The 13,526-nt window shown below is 71.8% G+C and carries 13 protein-coding genes and 1 tRNA gene; 7 read left to right on the top strand and 7 right to left on the bottom strand.

The features are described from left to right. Window positions 1–26 precede the first annotated feature (26 nt). Window positions 27–1,052: a methyl-accepting chemotaxis protein gene (locus DK427_RS22530; RefSeq protein ID WP_162559875.1), complete on the top strand. Its 1,026-nt coding sequence runs from the start codon at window positions 27–29 to the stop codon at window positions 1,050–1,052. A 151-nt stretch (window positions 1,053–1,203) separates the two neighbouring features. On the opposite strand, the gene DK427_RS22525 is transcribed toward DK427_RS22530, so the two are convergent. Beyond that, window positions 1,204–1,280: transfer RNA gene (locus tag DK427_RS22525), tRNA-His, on the bottom strand. 351 nt (window positions 1,281–1,631) lie between these two features. Here DK427_RS22525 and DK427_RS22520 point away from each other — a divergent pair. After that, window positions 1,632–3,320 carry a chloride channel protein gene (locus DK427_RS22520; RefSeq protein WP_245931089.1) on the top strand — a complete coding sequence of 563 codons (1,689 nt, stop codon included), beginning with the start codon at window positions 1,632–1,634 and terminating at the stop codon, window positions 3,318–3,320. Window positions 3,321–3,404: 84 nt separating this feature from the next. Beyond that, the gene (locus DK427_RS22515; protein ID WP_109953324.1) at window positions 3,405–4,481 is read left to right on the top strand and encodes a tartrate dehydrogenase; all 1,077 of its coding nucleotides are present in this window, start codon (window positions 3,405–3,407) and stop codon (window positions 4,479–4,481) included. Between the two features lie 24 nt (window positions 4,482–4,505). Here DK427_RS22515 and DK427_RS22510 read toward each other — a convergent pair whose 3' ends face one another. Further along, window positions 4,506–4,847, bottom strand: a complete 342-nt coding sequence (locus tag DK427_RS22510) for a DUF167 domain-containing protein (protein ID WP_109953323.1) — start codon at window positions 4,845–4,847, stop codon at window positions 4,506–4,508. 108 nt (window positions 4,848–4,955) lie between these two features. Between DK427_RS22510 and DK427_RS22505 the strand changes: the two genes are divergently transcribed. After that, window positions 4,956–6,341 carry a cytochrome P450 gene (locus DK427_RS22505; protein ID WP_109953322.1) on the top strand — a complete coding sequence of 462 codons (1,386 nt, stop codon included), beginning with the start codon at window positions 4,956–4,958 and terminating at the stop codon, window positions 6,339–6,341. 229 nt (window positions 6,342–6,570) lie between these two features. On the opposite strand, the gene minE is transcribed toward DK427_RS22505, so the two are convergent. The 5 genes from minE to DK427_RS22480 all read right to left on the bottom strand — a co-directional run bounded on the left by minE (window position 6,571) and on the right by DK427_RS22480 (window position 10,598). Next, window positions 6,571–6,858, bottom strand: coding sequence for a cell division topological specificity factor MinE (minE, locus tag DK427_RS22500; RefSeq protein WP_066924195.1), 288 nt, complete (start codon window positions 6,856–6,858; stop codon window positions 6,571–6,573). Next, complete coding sequence (gene minD / locus DK427_RS22495; RefSeq protein WP_109953321.1) at window positions 6,855–7,670, bottom strand: septum site-determining protein MinD; 816 nt, start codon at window positions 7,668–7,670, stop codon at window positions 6,855–6,857. Before minD ends, minE begins: the two co-directional genes overlap by 4 nt. A 12-nt stretch (window positions 7,671–7,682) precedes the next feature. Next, window positions 7,683–8,285, bottom strand: coding sequence for a septum site-determining protein MinC (minC, locus tag DK427_RS22490; RefSeq protein WP_216858845.1), 603 nt, complete (start codon window positions 8,283–8,285; stop codon window positions 7,683–7,685). A gap of 292 nt (window positions 8,286–8,577) precedes the next feature. Next, complete coding sequence (gene minC, locus DK427_RS22485; protein WP_245931086.1) at window positions 8,578–9,252, bottom strand: septum site-determining protein MinC; 675 nt, start codon at window positions 9,250–9,252, stop codon at window positions 8,578–8,580. A gap of 212 nt (window positions 9,253–9,464) precedes the next feature. Next, complete coding sequence (locus DK427_RS22480; RefSeq protein WP_109953318.1) at window positions 9,465–10,598, bottom strand: HD domain-containing phosphohydrolase; 1,134 nt, start codon at window positions 10,596–10,598, stop codon at window positions 9,465–9,467. 597 nt (window positions 10,599–11,195) lie between these two features. Between DK427_RS22480 and DK427_RS22475 the strand changes: the two genes are divergently transcribed. Genes DK427_RS22475 through DK427_RS22465 form a run of 3 tightly spaced genes read left to right on the top strand, consistent with a single transcriptional unit; the run spans window position 11,196 to window position 13,388 of the window. Next, complete coding sequence (locus DK427_RS22475) at window positions 11,196–11,495, top strand: iron transporter (protein WP_109953317.1); 300 nt, start codon at window positions 11,196–11,198, stop codon at window positions 11,493–11,495. 7 nt (window positions 11,496–11,502) lie between these two features. Continuing rightward, window positions 11,503–13,044 carry a PepSY-associated TM helix domain-containing protein gene (locus DK427_RS22470; RefSeq protein ID WP_109953316.1) on the top strand — a complete coding sequence of 514 codons (1,542 nt, stop codon included), beginning with the start codon at window positions 11,503–11,505 and terminating at the stop codon, window positions 13,042–13,044. Next, complete coding sequence (locus DK427_RS22465) at window positions 13,041–13,388, top strand: DUF3325 domain-containing protein (RefSeq protein ID WP_109953315.1); 348 nt, start codon at window positions 13,041–13,043, stop codon at window positions 13,386–13,388. The genes DK427_RS22470 and DK427_RS22465 overlap by 4 nt, the downstream gene beginning before the upstream one ends. The last annotated feature ends 138 nt before the right edge of the window (window positions 13,389–13,526 follow it).

The following is a 13,526-nucleotide window of genomic DNA, read 5'->3' as shown; positions in this document are numbered from 1 at the left end:
ATTCCAGCATACCCCTCCTGCCGATCTTGTTCGACTCGGGTATCTTCGCCCTGCTCTGGGTCAGCCGCTCGATCTGCCGGCTGACCATCGTGATGAACCAGGTGGCACGCGGCAACGACGATGCCGAAAGCCCCTGCACCGACCGCACCAACGAGGTCGGTGCGATGGCGCGCGCCTTCCGCGACCAGTGCGAGATGCGCCGCCGGCTCGCCGCCCAGCACGCCCGTGCTGCGGAGCCCGCCCAGAAGCGCCACATGCTGATGGTCGGCCTCGCCAACGATTTCGAGACGGCTGTCGGCGGCATCGCGACGGCACTCGCCGCATCGGCCACCGGGATACAGCCCACCGCGCCGACGCTGACCGTCTCCGCCAGCCAGACTGCCGGACAATCGACGGCGGTCGCCGCGGCCGCGGAGAGGGCGGCGACCGACGTGTTCTCCGGCTCGGGCGCGGCCGAGGAACGCGGCGTCTCGGTGGAGGAGATCCGCCGGCAGGTCCCTCACTCGTCCGATCTGGTCCAGAACGCCGTGACGGAGGCCGGCACGGCCTCCGCCGTCGTCTCCGCCCTCTCCGCAGCGGCGGTGCGGATCGGCGACGTCGTGCAGATGATCTCGACGATCGCCTCGCAGATCACCCTGCTGGCCCTCAGTGCGACGATCGGGGCGGCGCGGGCCGGCGATGCCGGCCACGGCTTCGCGGTGGCCGCCGCCGAGGTCGGGAAACCCGCCGGCCAGACCACCCAGGCGACCGACGGCCAGATCGCGACGATCGAGGGCACGATGCAGGCGGCGGTCGAGGCCATCGCCGCGATCAGCACGATCCAGGTGATCAACGAGGCTGCGGGCAGCATCGCCGGGGCCGCCGAACAGCAGGGAGCGGCGACCCGCGAGATCGTTACCGCTGTCTCCCAGACCTCGGCGGGGACCAGAGCGGTGACCGCCAAAAGGCAGGGTTTGCCGGTTCTTGCTCGCTTTCCGTGGATCGGGCGGCAGGAATCATGCGGCGCGTCAGGACATCAGGCCCTGCCTGTCCGAAGCATCGGCGTTCGATGAGCTTGAGCAGACCGACCCGCCCGACAGCCCTCGGTTGCCGGCAGGCAGCACCGCCGCTCCGCTGACCAGAACCATCGTCCAGTCGTCAGACCGCAAAAGAAGAAGGAGCCGGCGCGCCCGCCAACTCCTTCGCACCGTTCGGCAAATTCGATGGTACCACCGCCCCGGCTCGAACGGGGGACCCCCAGATCCACAATCTGGTGCTCTAACCAACTGAGCTACGGCGGCACTGGCTGCGATCTATCCCGTGCGGCGGGGCTTTTCAAGCGGGTTGTCGGGAGCGGCAGCGGGATTGTTGCGCGAACCGCGGCGGCCCTGTGGATCGGTCCGCGCCGACGCCCTAGGAAGGGAGGCGTGAGCCAGCGCAGCACCCGCAGACGCGCGCCGGCCGCCGGCGCCGAGGCTCCGGCGCGGCCGGCTCCCCCCGCGAAGGCGCCGCGCGGCGGTGAAGGCCGCCGCGTCGGCCGTGCCTGGATCCAGGCACCGGAACGCCTGCGCGCCTTCGTTCGGCGCAGCGAGGCCGGCCTCGTTCTGCTCGCGGCGGCGACCGGCTGCGTCAGCGGCCTCGCGGTCTCCGGCATGAGCGTCGTCACGCAGCGCCTGCGCGAGCTGCTCTACCGGCTGCCGGCCGGGACGCGTCTCAGCGCGAGCGACGGGATCGATCCGCTGGCGCTCCTGCTCGCGCCCTGCCTCGGCGGCGCGGCGCTCGGCCTCCTGGTCCTCCTGGTCGGCAGGGCGCGCGCGATGCGGCGGGCGGCGGTCGACCCGATCGAGGCCAACGCCCTCCACGGCGGCCGGATGTCGCTGCGCGACAGCCTCTGGGTCGCCCTGCAGAACGTGATCTCGAACGGCTCGGGCGCCTCGGTCGGGCTGGAGGCCGGCTACACCCAGATCTGCGCCGGGATCAGCTCGCGCCTCGGGATCAGCTTCGAGATGCGGCGCGCGGACCTGCGCACCCTGGTCGGCTGCGGGGCGGCGGCCGCCATCGCGGCGGCGTTCGGGGCGCCGCTGACCGGCGCCTTCTACGCCTTCGAGCTGATCATCGGCACCTACGCCATCGCGACGCTGACGCCCGTCGTGGTGGCCGCGCTCTGCGGCAGCCTCGTCGCGCAGGCGCTCGTGCCGGCCGAGCCGCTCGTCGCCTTCGACAACATGCAGGCGGTGGTCACCTCCCGGGTCACCAGCGCGGAGATCCTGCCGAGCCTCGCCCTCGGCCTCGCCTGCGCGGGCCTCGGCATCCTGATCATGCGGGGCGTCACCCTGGTGGAGCGGCTGGTCCAGGCGAGCCGGATCCCGCAGGCGGCGGCGCCCGCGCTCGGCGGCCTCTGCGTCGGCGCGCTGGCGCTCGCGGCCTCGCCGCAGGTGCTCTCCGGCGGCCACGGGGCGCTGCACCAGCACTTCGCCGATGCCGGACAGGGCTACGACGCCGGGGCGCTCGCGATCCTGTTCCTGGCCAAGGCCGTCGCCTCAGCGATCTCGATCGGCGCAGGGTTCCGCGGCGGCCTGTTCTTCGCCTCGCTCTTCCTCGGGGCGCTCGCCGGCAAGCTCTTCGCGATCCTGGCGCCGATGCTGGTGCCCCCGCTCGCCGCCTTCGGCCTCACACCGCTCGCCTACGCGGTGATCGGCATGAGCGCGCTCGCTGTCGCGGTGATCGGCGGCCCGCTCACCATGACGTTCCTGGCGCTGGAAGCCACGGGCTCACTGCCGATCACCGGCCTCGTGCTCGCCGCGGTGCTGGCCTCCTCGCTCACGGTGCGCAAGACCTTCGGCTACTCCTTCGCCACTTGGCGCTTCCACCTGCGCGGCGAGAGCATCCGCAGCGCCCACGACGTCGGCTGGATCCGCAATCTCACGGTCGGGCGCCTGATGCGGCGCGACGTCCGGCCCGTCGCCCTCGACACGCCGCTGGCGAGCTTCCTGCGGGCGCACCCGATCGGCTCGCCCTCGCGGGTGATCGTGGTGGACGGCGCGGACCGCTATGCCGGGATCGTGCTGGTCCCCGAGGCCCACGCAGCCCTGCGCGACGCGGACGGGCGCGGCGTGACGCTGAAGGACGTGCTGCGCCACCCCGACGAGTTCCTGACCCCCGAGATGAACGCCAAGGAGGCGGCGGCGGCCTTCGACGCCAGCGAGAGCGAGGCGCTCGCGGTCGTCGAGGGCGGCGACCGGCGCCGGGTGATCGGCCTGCTCACCGAGAGCCACACGCTGAAGCGCTACAGCGACGAGTTGGAGCGCCAGCGCCGCACGATCGCCGGGGAACCCGGTTGATTGTCAGCGCGGCTTGCCGCGCGCCCGTTGACCGGCGCGCCGCGCAGGCTAATGCGGGCGCAACCAGAAGCTTTGGAGGACGGCATGGGCAGCGCACGCAAGCACCGCATCGCGGTGATCCCGGGTGACGGCATCGGCAAGGAAGTCGTGCCCGAAGGTGTCCGCGTGCTCGAAGCCGCCGCCAAGCGCCACGGCTTCGCGCTGCAGCTCGACTGGTTCGACTTCGCCTCCTGCGACTACTACGAGCGTCACGGGCGGATGATGCCCGAGGATTGGAAGGCGCAGATCGGCTCGCACGACGCGATCTTCTTCGGCGCGGTCGGCATGCCCGAGCGCGTCCCCGACCACATCTCGCTCTGGGGCTCGCTGATCCTGTTCCGGCGCGAGTTCGACCAGTACGTGAACCTGCGCCCCGTGCGCCTGATGCCGGGCGTGCCGAGCCCGCTCGCGAACCGCAAGCCCGGCGACATCGACTTCTGGGTGGTGCGCGAGAACACGGAGGGCGAGTACTCGAACGCGGGCGGGCGGATGTTCGCCGGCACGGAGCGCGAGTTCGCCGTGCAGGAATCGGTCTTCACCCGGCACGGCACCGACCGGGTCCTGCGCTTCGCCTTCGAGCTGGCGCAGTCGCGGCCGAACAAGCACCTGACCTCGGCCACGAAGTCGAACGGCATCTCGATCACGATGCCGTACTGGGACGAGCGGGTCCGCGCCGTGGCCGAGTCCTACCCGGACGTGCGCTGGGACCAGTACCACATCGACATCCTCACCGCGCATTTCGTGCTGAACCCGGACCGGTTCGACGTGGTGGTGGCCTCCAACCTCTTCGGCGACATCCTCTCCGATCTCGGCCCCGCCTGCACCGGCACGATCGGCATCGCGCCGTCGGGCAACATCAACCCGGAGCGGCTCTTCCCCTCGGTGTTCGAGCCGGTCCACGGCTCAGCCCCCGACATCGCCGGCCAGGGCATCGCCAACCCGATCGGCCAGATCTGGTCGGGCGCGATGATGCTGGAGCATCTGGGCGAGCGGGACGCGGCCGCCGAGATCGTGTCCGGGATCGAGCGGGTGCTGGCCGAGCGGACGCTGCGCACCCGCGACCTCGGCGGAAACGCCGGCACGCAGGCCTGCGGCGAGGCGGTCGAGCAGGCCCTGGGATAGGGCGCCAGCCCGGGCCCTCGCGGCCTATCCGGGTGCGCGCAGCAGCGCGTCGAGCCTCTCGGCCAGCGCCTGGGCGTCGCCGCTCAGCTGCAGCACCTTCTGGCGCCCGGTCGCACCGGACAGGATCCGCACGTCCGATCGGCGCAAACCGAGCGCCTCGGCCAGGAACCGCACGAGCGCGGCGTTGGCCGCTCCGTCCACCGGGGGCGCCGCCAGCCGCACGGCGAGGGAGGGGCGCCCCTCGGCGTTGCGGACGAGCCCCCCGATGGCCGCGCGCCCGCCCCGGGGCGTCACCCGTACGGCGAGGCGCAGGCCCTGCCCATCCGCCGCGTAGGGTAGGTCGCGCCCGGCCGGTCCGCCGCTCATCCGTTCTCCTCACGCGGACCCGCCCCGCGACCGGACCGTTTACACGGGTTCCCCGCTCCGGCATCAAGCGCCCATCCCGGCGACCCGGGCGGCGAGTCCGGAGACGGCATGAACGCGCGTGATGCCCTCCTCGACGCTCCGCGGCTGGTGCCGCCGCGGCGGGAACCGGCCGCGCGCCCGCTGCGGCTGATCCCCTACATCCAGTCGCTGCGCTCCAATGCCCTGCTCGCCTGGCCGCGCGCAGCCTACGAGGAGCCGGTCACGCGGCGCCGGGTGCTCGGCCGCAACACGTTCACGGTCAGCGACCCGGACGCGATCCGGCACATCCTCGTCGACAACCAGGCGAACTACCTGCGCACCTCCGGCTCGGTACGCATCCTGCGCCCCATCCTGGGGGACGGCCTGCTGATCAGCGAGGGCGCGGCCTGGCGCCACCAGCGCCGGGCGCTCGCTCCTGCCTTCACCCCGCGGGCGATCGACCGCCTCGCCCCTCACATCACCTCCGCGGTGGACGACGCGATGGTCGAGCTGGAGGCGGAGGCCGCCCGCGGCCCGGTCGAGCTCTTCGCGTTCCTGCACAGGCTGGCCCTGGAGATCGCCGGGCGCAGCATGTTCTCGGTGGCGATGGAGCGGCACGGGCCGGAGCTCCGGCGCTTCATCGCCGCGTACTCGGTGCGGATCGGGCGCCCGCACCTCCTCGACATCCTGATCCCGCTCGGCTGGCCCGCGCCCCTCGACCTGCCCCGCGCCCTGTTCCGGCGCCGCTGGACGCCCTTCCTCGACACGATCATCGCGGCCCGCGCCTCGGAAGCCGCCCCGCGCGAGGCGCGCGATCTGCTCGACCTGCTGATGGCCGTGCGCAACCCCGATACCGGCGAGGCCTTCAGCTACGGCGAGTTGCGCGACCAGGTCGCCACCATGATCCTGGCGGGGCACGAGACGACGGCCGTCGCCCTGTTCTGGGCCCTCTACATGCTGGCGCTGGCGCCCGAGCTCCAGGAGCGGATCGCGGAGGAGGCGCGAGGCGCCGACCTCGCCGATGCGGCGGGCTGCGCCAGCGACGGACGCCTGCCGCTGACCCGCGCGGTGGTGGACGAGACCCTGCGGCTCTACCCGCCCGCCTTTCTGATCGTGCGCCGCGCGGTCGAGGCCGATCGGATCGGCGAGCAGGCGATCGCGCCGGGCGACGTCGTGGCGATCCCGCCCTGGGTGCTGCACCGGCACCGCCGCTTCTGGCGCGACCCGGACGCGTTCGATCCGGCACGCTTCCTGCCGGGCGCCCCTTCGGTGCCGCGCTACGCCTACCTGCCCTTCGGCGTGGGCCCGCGGGTCTGCATCGGCGCGCAATTCGCATTGACCGAGGCGGTGCTGGCGCTCGCCCGCATCGTCGGGCGCTTCCGGATCAGCCCGGTCGATCCGCGGCCGATCCTGCCGGCTGCGGTGGTGACGACCCAGCCCGAGCGCACGCCGCCGTTCCGGCTGGAAGCGCGGTAGAGGCTCAGGGGCGTTCAGAGTGTCCCAGCATCTTCAGGGCTCGCCGGAACTCGGCCTCCGGGAAGATTGAAAACGGGGTTCCTTTTCCGGACGCCCAGAGCGTCAGGGGAGAGTGAGCCGCGAAAGAGAATGGGTGTCTGGAAAACGGACCCTCGATCTGTACACGGGCACAAAAAAACCCGCGGATCGTGTCGATCCGCGGGCGTCAGGCCGTCCCCCGACAAGCCATTCAGGCGGCCTTCTTCTCCTTCTCCGCCGCGAATTTCGCGGAGGAGTTGAGCGGTAGCTCGATGTCCACGCCGAGGGTGGAGACACCCTCGCCGCGGTCGAGGGTGATCTTCACCTTGTCGCGCTCCACAGCGACGTGCTTGGCGATCACCGCGAGGATCTCCTCGCGGAGCGTGATCACGAGGTCCGGGCGCCCGCTCTCGGCGCGCTCGTGCGCCAGGATCAGCTGCAGCCGCTCGCGGGCGACCGTGCTCGATGTCCGCTGCTTGAAGATGCCCCGCAGGTTCATGCCGCCCTCCGCATCAGGAGCTTGTCGAGGAAGGACTTGCGCTCGGTCGGCATCGTCATCGGGATGCTCTCGCCGTTCAGGCGCTTGGCGGCGTCCGCGTAGGCGCGGGCCGGGGCGCAGAGCGGGTTGTTGAGCGTCACCGGGCAGCCGACGTTCGAGGCCTTCAGGACCTCCTGGCTCTCCGGGATGATGGCGAGCAGCGGGATCGAGAGGATCTCCAGCACGTCCTCGGTCTTCAGCATGTCGCCGCGGTCGGCCCGGCTGGGGTCGTAGCGGGTGAGGATCAGGTGCTTGTCGATGGTCTCGCCCCGCTCGGCGCGCGCCGTCTTCGAGTCGAGCAGGCCGATGATCCGGTCGGAATCGCGCACCGAGGAGACCTCGGGGTTCGTCACCACGACCGCCACGTCCGCGTGCCGCATGGCGAGCTGCGCGCCGCGCTCGATGCCGGCCGGGCTGTCGCAGATCACCCAGTCGAACTTCTCGCGCAGCTCCTCCATCACCCGGGAGACACCCTCGTCGGTGAGCGCGTCCTTGTCCCGGGTCTGGGAGGCCGGCAGCAGGTGGAGCGTCTCGAGGCGCTTGTCCTTGATCAGCGCCTGCGGGAGCTTGGCGTCGCCGTTGACCACGTTGATGAGGTCGTAGACGACGCGCCGCTCGGCGCCCATCACGAGGTCGAGGTTGCGCAGGCCGACGTCGAAGTCGACGACGCAGACGCTCTTGCCCGACTGCGCCAGGGCGGCGCCGAGGGCCGCGGTGGTCGTCGTCTTGCCGACGCCACCCTTACCGGATGTAACGACGAGAACCTTTGCCATTCTCGTTCCTCCTCAATCCAAGCTTGCCATTCGGATAGCGCCGCCATCGAGCCAGATCTGGGCGGGACGACCCCGCAGATGGGACCCCATGTCCTCGGCCGTGCGGACGAGGCGGTCGATCCCGAGCAGCTCGGGCTCGAACTTGCGGCAGCAGATGCGGGCGCGGGGATTGCGGGCGGCGCCGGCGATGGCGCGCCCCCGCAGGGCGCCGTAGATGTGGATGGAGCCGCCGGCCAGGATCTCGGCCCCGGAGGAGACCGAGCCCATCACCGTCACGTCCCCGGTGCGGTGGACGATCGACTGACCGGAGCGCACAGAGCCCTCGATGGTCAGCGAGGTCGTCTCGGGCTCCGCCGGCGGCAGCGCCGGCAGGTCGAGATTCTGGGTGGGCCGGCCGTTCAAAAGCAGCGGCGGCAGGCCGTCGTCACCCGGATCGACCCCTTCGAGGCCGAGGATCCGGATGCGGCGCTGGCGCAGATCCGAGAGGATCGTGCGGAGCGCCTCCGGCTCCGGTTGGAGCGCGGCGAGGTCGAGGATCACGGCGCGGCCGTCGAACAGGGTCGGCGACCGCCGGAGCGCCGCGTCGAGACCCGCGAACCAGTCGGCGAGCGGCATCTCGGGCGTCAGCGCCAGCGCCTTGAAGGCGCGCCCGCGGAAGGCGGGGGGGCGGGGTGAGGGAGATTCCGGAAGGGTCTGGCTGGTCACGGCTCAACGATTCCTTACCGGATCATTGACGGCCGACATGGTTACCGAAGCGTTAAGGTCCGGGATCCTGTGCGCATTTCATGCGGGGATCCTTGGATGAGCCGATAACCCGAAAGAGGATCGACGGCCGAGCGAAGCATCGCGCCGAGACGATCGAAGAGGAGCGGTGAGCCTCTCCCGCCGACGGCACAGCCGGATCGGCTCACCCCCGTTCGAGCAGCGCCAGCCGGATCGCGTCCTCGACCAGTCGAACCTCGACCGGCTGCGCGCGAAAGGCCGGGTCGAGGTCGTCGGCCGCCTTGTAGAGCCCGTCGATCGCGACGAGTTCGGGCTCGAACTTGCGGCACCAGATCCGGGCGCCGGCTTGGCCCGCGGCGCCCGCGATGGCGCGTCCGCGCAAGGGGCCGTAGACATGGATCGAGCCGCCGGCGATTACTTCGGCGCCGGAGGCGACGGCGCCGAGCACGATCACGTCGCCTTCGAGATGCAGGATCGTCTGGCCTGAGCGCACCGGCTGATCGAGGATCAGCGAGCGGGCGGGCGGCGGCGCGGCGGGGGCCGCAGACGCGGCCGGGGCGGCGTCGGACGCGTCGGCCTCCGGGGGCACGACCTCACCCGCCGGCCGGCCGCCGGAGAGAGCGGGTGGCAGGCCCGGCCCCAGAACGCCGGTCGGGGCGCCCTCGATGCCGAGAATCGCGATGTCGCGCGCGGCGAGATCCGCGACCAACTCCGCGAGGTCCGCCTGTGTCAGGCGCAGCCCCGTCAGGTCGAGGATCACCGGGCGCCCCGCGAAGAAGGCGGGGGCCCGGCGCCCGAGCGCGTCCAACTCGGCGAGCCAGTCGGCGACCGGGGGCAGGGGGGCAAGCACGGTCGCCATGAAGGAGCGGCCGCGGAAGCGGATCGGCGGACGGGCCGGGACGGTGCTGGCGGGGGAGCTGCTCTGGGTCACGGGGCGTCGCGCCGCTCGGACGCGCCTCTGGGCTGGATCTGCTCTCCCCCGTGTCATGCGGCGGGCGGCGGGGCCAGGGCAATCCCGGCCCGCGCGGCGGATACTCTATCCGGCGCGCCGTCCACCGCTCGCGGCCCCCCTCAGGCTGCCGCGTCCGCGGGCTCCGGAACACCGGCTGAGATCTCCCGCAGCAGCATCGGCACCCGTGCCCAGGGCTCGGTGGCGCTCGCGCGTCCCGCGCGTACCCCAGACCCGCAGCGCCCCGCCGCGACGATCTCCGGCCAGCACCGCACGAACGCCGCGACGCAGGCCGGATCGAAATGGCGCCCGCTCTCGGCCTGGATCAGGTCGAGCGCATCCTCGAACGGCACCGCCTTCTTGTAGGGGCGCTCGCTCGTCAGCGCGTCGAACACGTCGGCCACGGCCACGATCCGGGCCGCGAGCGGGATCGCCTGTCCGGCCAAACCCCGCGGATAGCCGCTGCCGTCCCACTTCTCGTGGTGCGCGCCCGCGATCTCGGCCGCGAGCTGGATCAACTCGGACTCGCTGTCGCCCAGGATGCGGCGGCCGATCTCGGCGTGGGTCTGGATTAGCGCGAACTCCTCCGGGTCGAGCTTGCCCCGCTTCAGCAGGACGCCGTCCGGGACCGCCACCTTGCCGACGTCGTGCAGCGGCGCGGCGAGGTAGAGACGGCGGCAAGCATCCGGGGGAAGACCCAGCGCCTCGGCCATCAGTTCACTGTAGCGAGCGACCCGCCAAGTATGGTCGCCAGTGTCGTTGTCCCGGTACTCGACGGCGAGCGATAGGCGGAAGATGATCTCTTCCTCGCGCTCGTGCATGTGCCGCATGGCGGCTTCGGCCGCGCCGTCGAGGAGCGCCGCCTGCTCGGCGAGGCGGCGGACCGCGGCGGCCAGCCGCACGAAATTGCGCAAGCGAGCGCGCAACTCCACGCCCGTGGTGCGCTTGGCCAGGAAGTCAGTGGCCCCGGCCTCGACGGCGGCGAGGCGCACCGCATCGCAGACGTCGCTGGTGATCATCACCACCGGCACCTGCGCGTAGTGCGGGATGGTGCGGATCCGCTCGATGAATGCGAGGCCGCTCATCTCCGGCATGTGGTAGTCGACCAGGATGAGATCGAAGGCCCGCATCTGCGCCTCGATCAGGGCCGCGGCCGGGTTGGCATGCGCGTTGACCGCGACGCCCGGCTCAGCCGCGAGCATCTCGCGCAGGCGCATGCGGCTGGTCGAGCTGTCGTCGACGAGAAGTGCATCCATGGCTCGGTCCTGCCCCGGCCGATCAGCGCGGGAACCCGGCGCGCGGGCCGGAACCGAATGGAGTCCGCGACATCTCTTTACGCGCGTAGGTTGTCACCGAACCCGCACTCCTCTGCCGGCGAGACCCGCTGAGGGGGTCAGCCGCCGCCGTCCACGCCGGTGTGGGAGGAAATTCCCGCAATCGCGGACGCAATCTAAGATGCAACCTGCTTCTTTCTTCCTTTCTCGGACGTTAACTGCGCCGCACAAAGGTGCCTATGCATCATGGTGCCGCTCTCGTCGGCCGGAGGACGGGACCAGTAGCGCAATCTTCAATTGAATTGGATGGGAGACCGGCCTCTCCGAACGTGCAAGAGGTCTGCTCGTCCGCGGCGCCCGAAACAGGCGCACGTTCGGTCGGATCATTCCATCCCCCTCAATTGCGGTTGCGAAGACTTTCCGTAGTCGCGCCGATGAGCGCAGCAAGTCGTCGCAAGCGTATTTGGAACGATTCCGAAACATAGCAGTTGCGTGAGCCGTGACGGGCTTGTTAGCTCGCCCCATGTCGTCCTCCCACCACGTCCACTTTTCCCGGCAGCGCGCGTCGGAGCAGGCCTCGTGAGCCTGCGCACGGGCCCGACCTCGGTCTATCGCGCGGCCGTTCTCGGCCGGATCCTGCTCGCGGCATTCGGCGGCTACGCGGTGGCGGCGCTGGCGACGGGTCTGCTCGCCCTCGTCCTGCCGATGTCCCGCTCGGAGGCCGTGACCACGGCGACGCTGCTGAGCTTTGCCGTGATGGTCGCCGTGGTGGTGGCGGTGTTCGCGGTACGGTCCGTAGGGCGGGCCGCCGCGCTGGTCATCGGGCTCGCCACCCCGCTCGCGGGCGGGCTCTGGCTCGCCGGCGCCTTCACCGGCTGAGGCGGCGATGCGGCAGGGTTTCCGGCCATCGATGGCGTGGCTGCACGCCTGGTCCGGCCTCGTGGTCGGCTGGGTGCTGTTCGCGGTCTTCGTCACCGGAACGGCGAGCTTCTACAAGACCGAGATCTCGCGCTGGATGCGGCCGGAACTCGTCGCGACCGAGACAGATCCGGGCCGCGCGGCCGAGCTCGGCGCCGGCTTCCTGGCGCGCCAGATGCCCGACGCGCTGGGCTGGTACATCGAGCTGCCGAGCCCCGAGAAGCCCGCGATCTCGGTAAACTGGTGGAAGAGCATGGACGGGCCGTTCCACCAGGCGCTACTCGATCCCGTGACCGGCGCGCCGAGCGCCGCGCGCGCGACGCGGGGCGGGGACTTTCTCTACCGCTTCCACTACGAGCTGAGCATGCCGCCGACGCTCGGGCGCTACGTCGTCGGGGCCTGCACCCTTGTGATGCTGGTGGCGCTCATCTCCGGCATCGTCACGCACCGGCGGATCTTCGCCGACTTCTTCACCTTCCGGCGGGACCGCTCGGCCCAGCGCGGCTGGCTCGACGCCCACAACGTCGCGGGCGTCCTCGGCCTGCCTTTCCACCTGATGATCGCCTATACGGGCCTGACCCTGCTGGCGACGCTCTACATGCCCTGGGGCGTGCGCACGGCCTACAAGGGCGACGAGATCCGTTACTTCGTCGAGGCCGGCCTGATGCCGGAGTTGCGCTGGGCAACCGGAAAGCCCGGCACGCTGACGCCGCTCGGCCCGGTCGTCGCGGCCTCGGTCGCGCGCGGCGGCGAGGCACCCGAGGGGCTGTCGGTGTGGAACCCGGGCGACGCGGCCGCAACGGTGGTCGCGATCTTCGAGGAGCCTCACGGCCTGTCCCACCACCACCCGCAGATCGCCTTCGACGGGCAGACCGGTGCGGTGCTCGGCCAGACCGGCGCGGTCGGTGCCGCGACCGGGACCGGCACCGTGATGGCGGGGCTCCACATGGGCCACTTCGCGGGCCCAGCCCTGAGGGTCCTGCTCTTCCTCTGCGGCCTGATGGGCGCGGCGACGGTGGCGACCGGTCTCGTGCTCTGGGCGGTGGCGCGAGCGCCGAAGGGGGCTGCGCCCACGGGCTTCGGCCTGCGGCTGGTGCGCGCGCTCAACCTCGGCACGATCGCCGGCCTGCCGGCGGGCATCGCCGCCTACTTCCTGGCGAACCGCCTGCTGCCGGTCGGCTTGGCCGAGCGGGCCTCCTGGGAGATCGGCGCCTTCTTCGGGGCCTGGGCGCTCGTCGCCCTGCACGGGGCCCTGCGGCCGGGGCCGCGGGCTTGGCCGCACGCGCTCGGAATCGTCGGCGCGCTCTACATCGCGGTGCCACCGGTCTCCGCCCTGACCGTAGGGCTGACGCTGTCCGGAGGCGCGCTCCGCTTCCCGGGCTTCGATCTCACGATGCTGCTCCTCGGGCTCGGCTTCGTTCTGGCGGCCCGCAAGGCCGCCGCCCGCGCGGGTACGCCGCTCCGTCACCCGGCCCGCGGCATGACCGGTGAGGAGGCTCTCCGCGCATGACGCCGCTCGTCGTCGCCCTCAACCTCGCCCTGTGCTTCGCCGGATTCGCGGCGCTGGCGCTGAGCCTCGACCGCCACCACCGCGACGCGCTCGCGGGCCGCGTCCCGCCCGGCCGCGTCCTGCCGATGCGGCTCGCGGGCTGGGGCCTACTCGCCCTCTCGCTCGCCGGAGCGGTGGCCTGGGAGGGCTGGAATTTCGGGCCGGTGCAGTGGATCGGCGCGCTCACCGGTGCCGCGCTCCTCGTGGTGCTGGTGCTGAGCTACCGCCCGGCCTGGCTGCGCCCGGCCGCCCTCCTGGCGCTGCCGCTCGGCCTCGCGCTGGTCCCGGCGATCCTGCTCGGCTGAGACCGACGGGATCGCCGGCAAGCGCGCGCAGGTTGTGCGGCCCGCGCCGCCCGCACTTGCCGGACGCGTCCGCACCTTCTATTGCAACGCGGAAAGCCCTGAATCCGCCACCACACCCGGCGGGACGGCCACCTGCGG

It is taken from the genome of Methylobacterium radiodurans (assembly GCF_003173735.1).
In the GTDB taxonomy this organism is placed as follows: domain Bacteria; phylum Pseudomonadota; class Alphaproteobacteria; order Rhizobiales; family Beijerinckiaceae; genus Methylobacterium; species Methylobacterium radiodurans.
Note: the sequence above shows the minus strand (reverse complement) of the source record. Positions and strands in the feature narration are given on the sequence as shown.

Coding starts and splice junctions, on each gene's coding strand:
- DK427_RS22520 (WP_245931089.1), top strand. CDS start 1,632: ATGAGCGTCGTCACGCAGCGCCTGCGCGAGCTGCTCTACCGGCTGCCG.
- DK427_RS22515 (WP_109953324.1), top strand. CDS start 3,405: ATGGGCAGCGCACGCAAGCACCGCATCGCGGTGATCCCGGGTGACGGC.
- DK427_RS22510 (WP_109953323.1), bottom strand. CDS start 4,847: ATGAGCGGCGGACCGGCCGGGCGCGACCTACCCTACGCGGCGGATGGG.
- DK427_RS22505 (WP_109953322.1), top strand. CDS start 4,956: ATGAACGCGCGTGATGCCCTCCTCGACGCTCCGCGGCTGGTGCCGCCG.
- minE (WP_066924195.1), bottom strand. CDS start 6,858: ATGAACCTGCGGGGCATCTTCAAGCAGCGGACATCGAGCACGGTCGCC.
- minD (WP_109953321.1), bottom strand. CDS start 7,670: ATGGCAAAGGTTCTCGTCGTTACATCCGGTAAGGGTGGCGTCGGCAAG.
- minC (WP_216858845.1), bottom strand. CDS start 8,285: ATGCCGCTCGCCGACTGGTTCGCGGGTCTCGACGCGGCGCTCCGGCGG.
- minC (WP_245931086.1), bottom strand. CDS start 9,252: ATGGCGACCGTGCTTGCCCCCCTGCCCCCGGTCGCCGACTGGCTCGCC.
- DK427_RS22480 (WP_109953318.1), bottom strand. CDS start 10,598: ATGGATGCACTTCTCGTCGACGACAGCTCGACCAGCCGCATGCGCCTG.
- DK427_RS22470 (WP_109953316.1), top strand. CDS start 11,503: ATGCGGCAGGGTTTCCGGCCATCGATGGCGTGGCTGCACGCCTGGTCC.
- DK427_RS22465 (WP_109953315.1), top strand. CDS start 13,041: ATGACGCCGCTCGTCGTCGCCCTCAACCTCGCCCTGTGCTTCGCCGGA.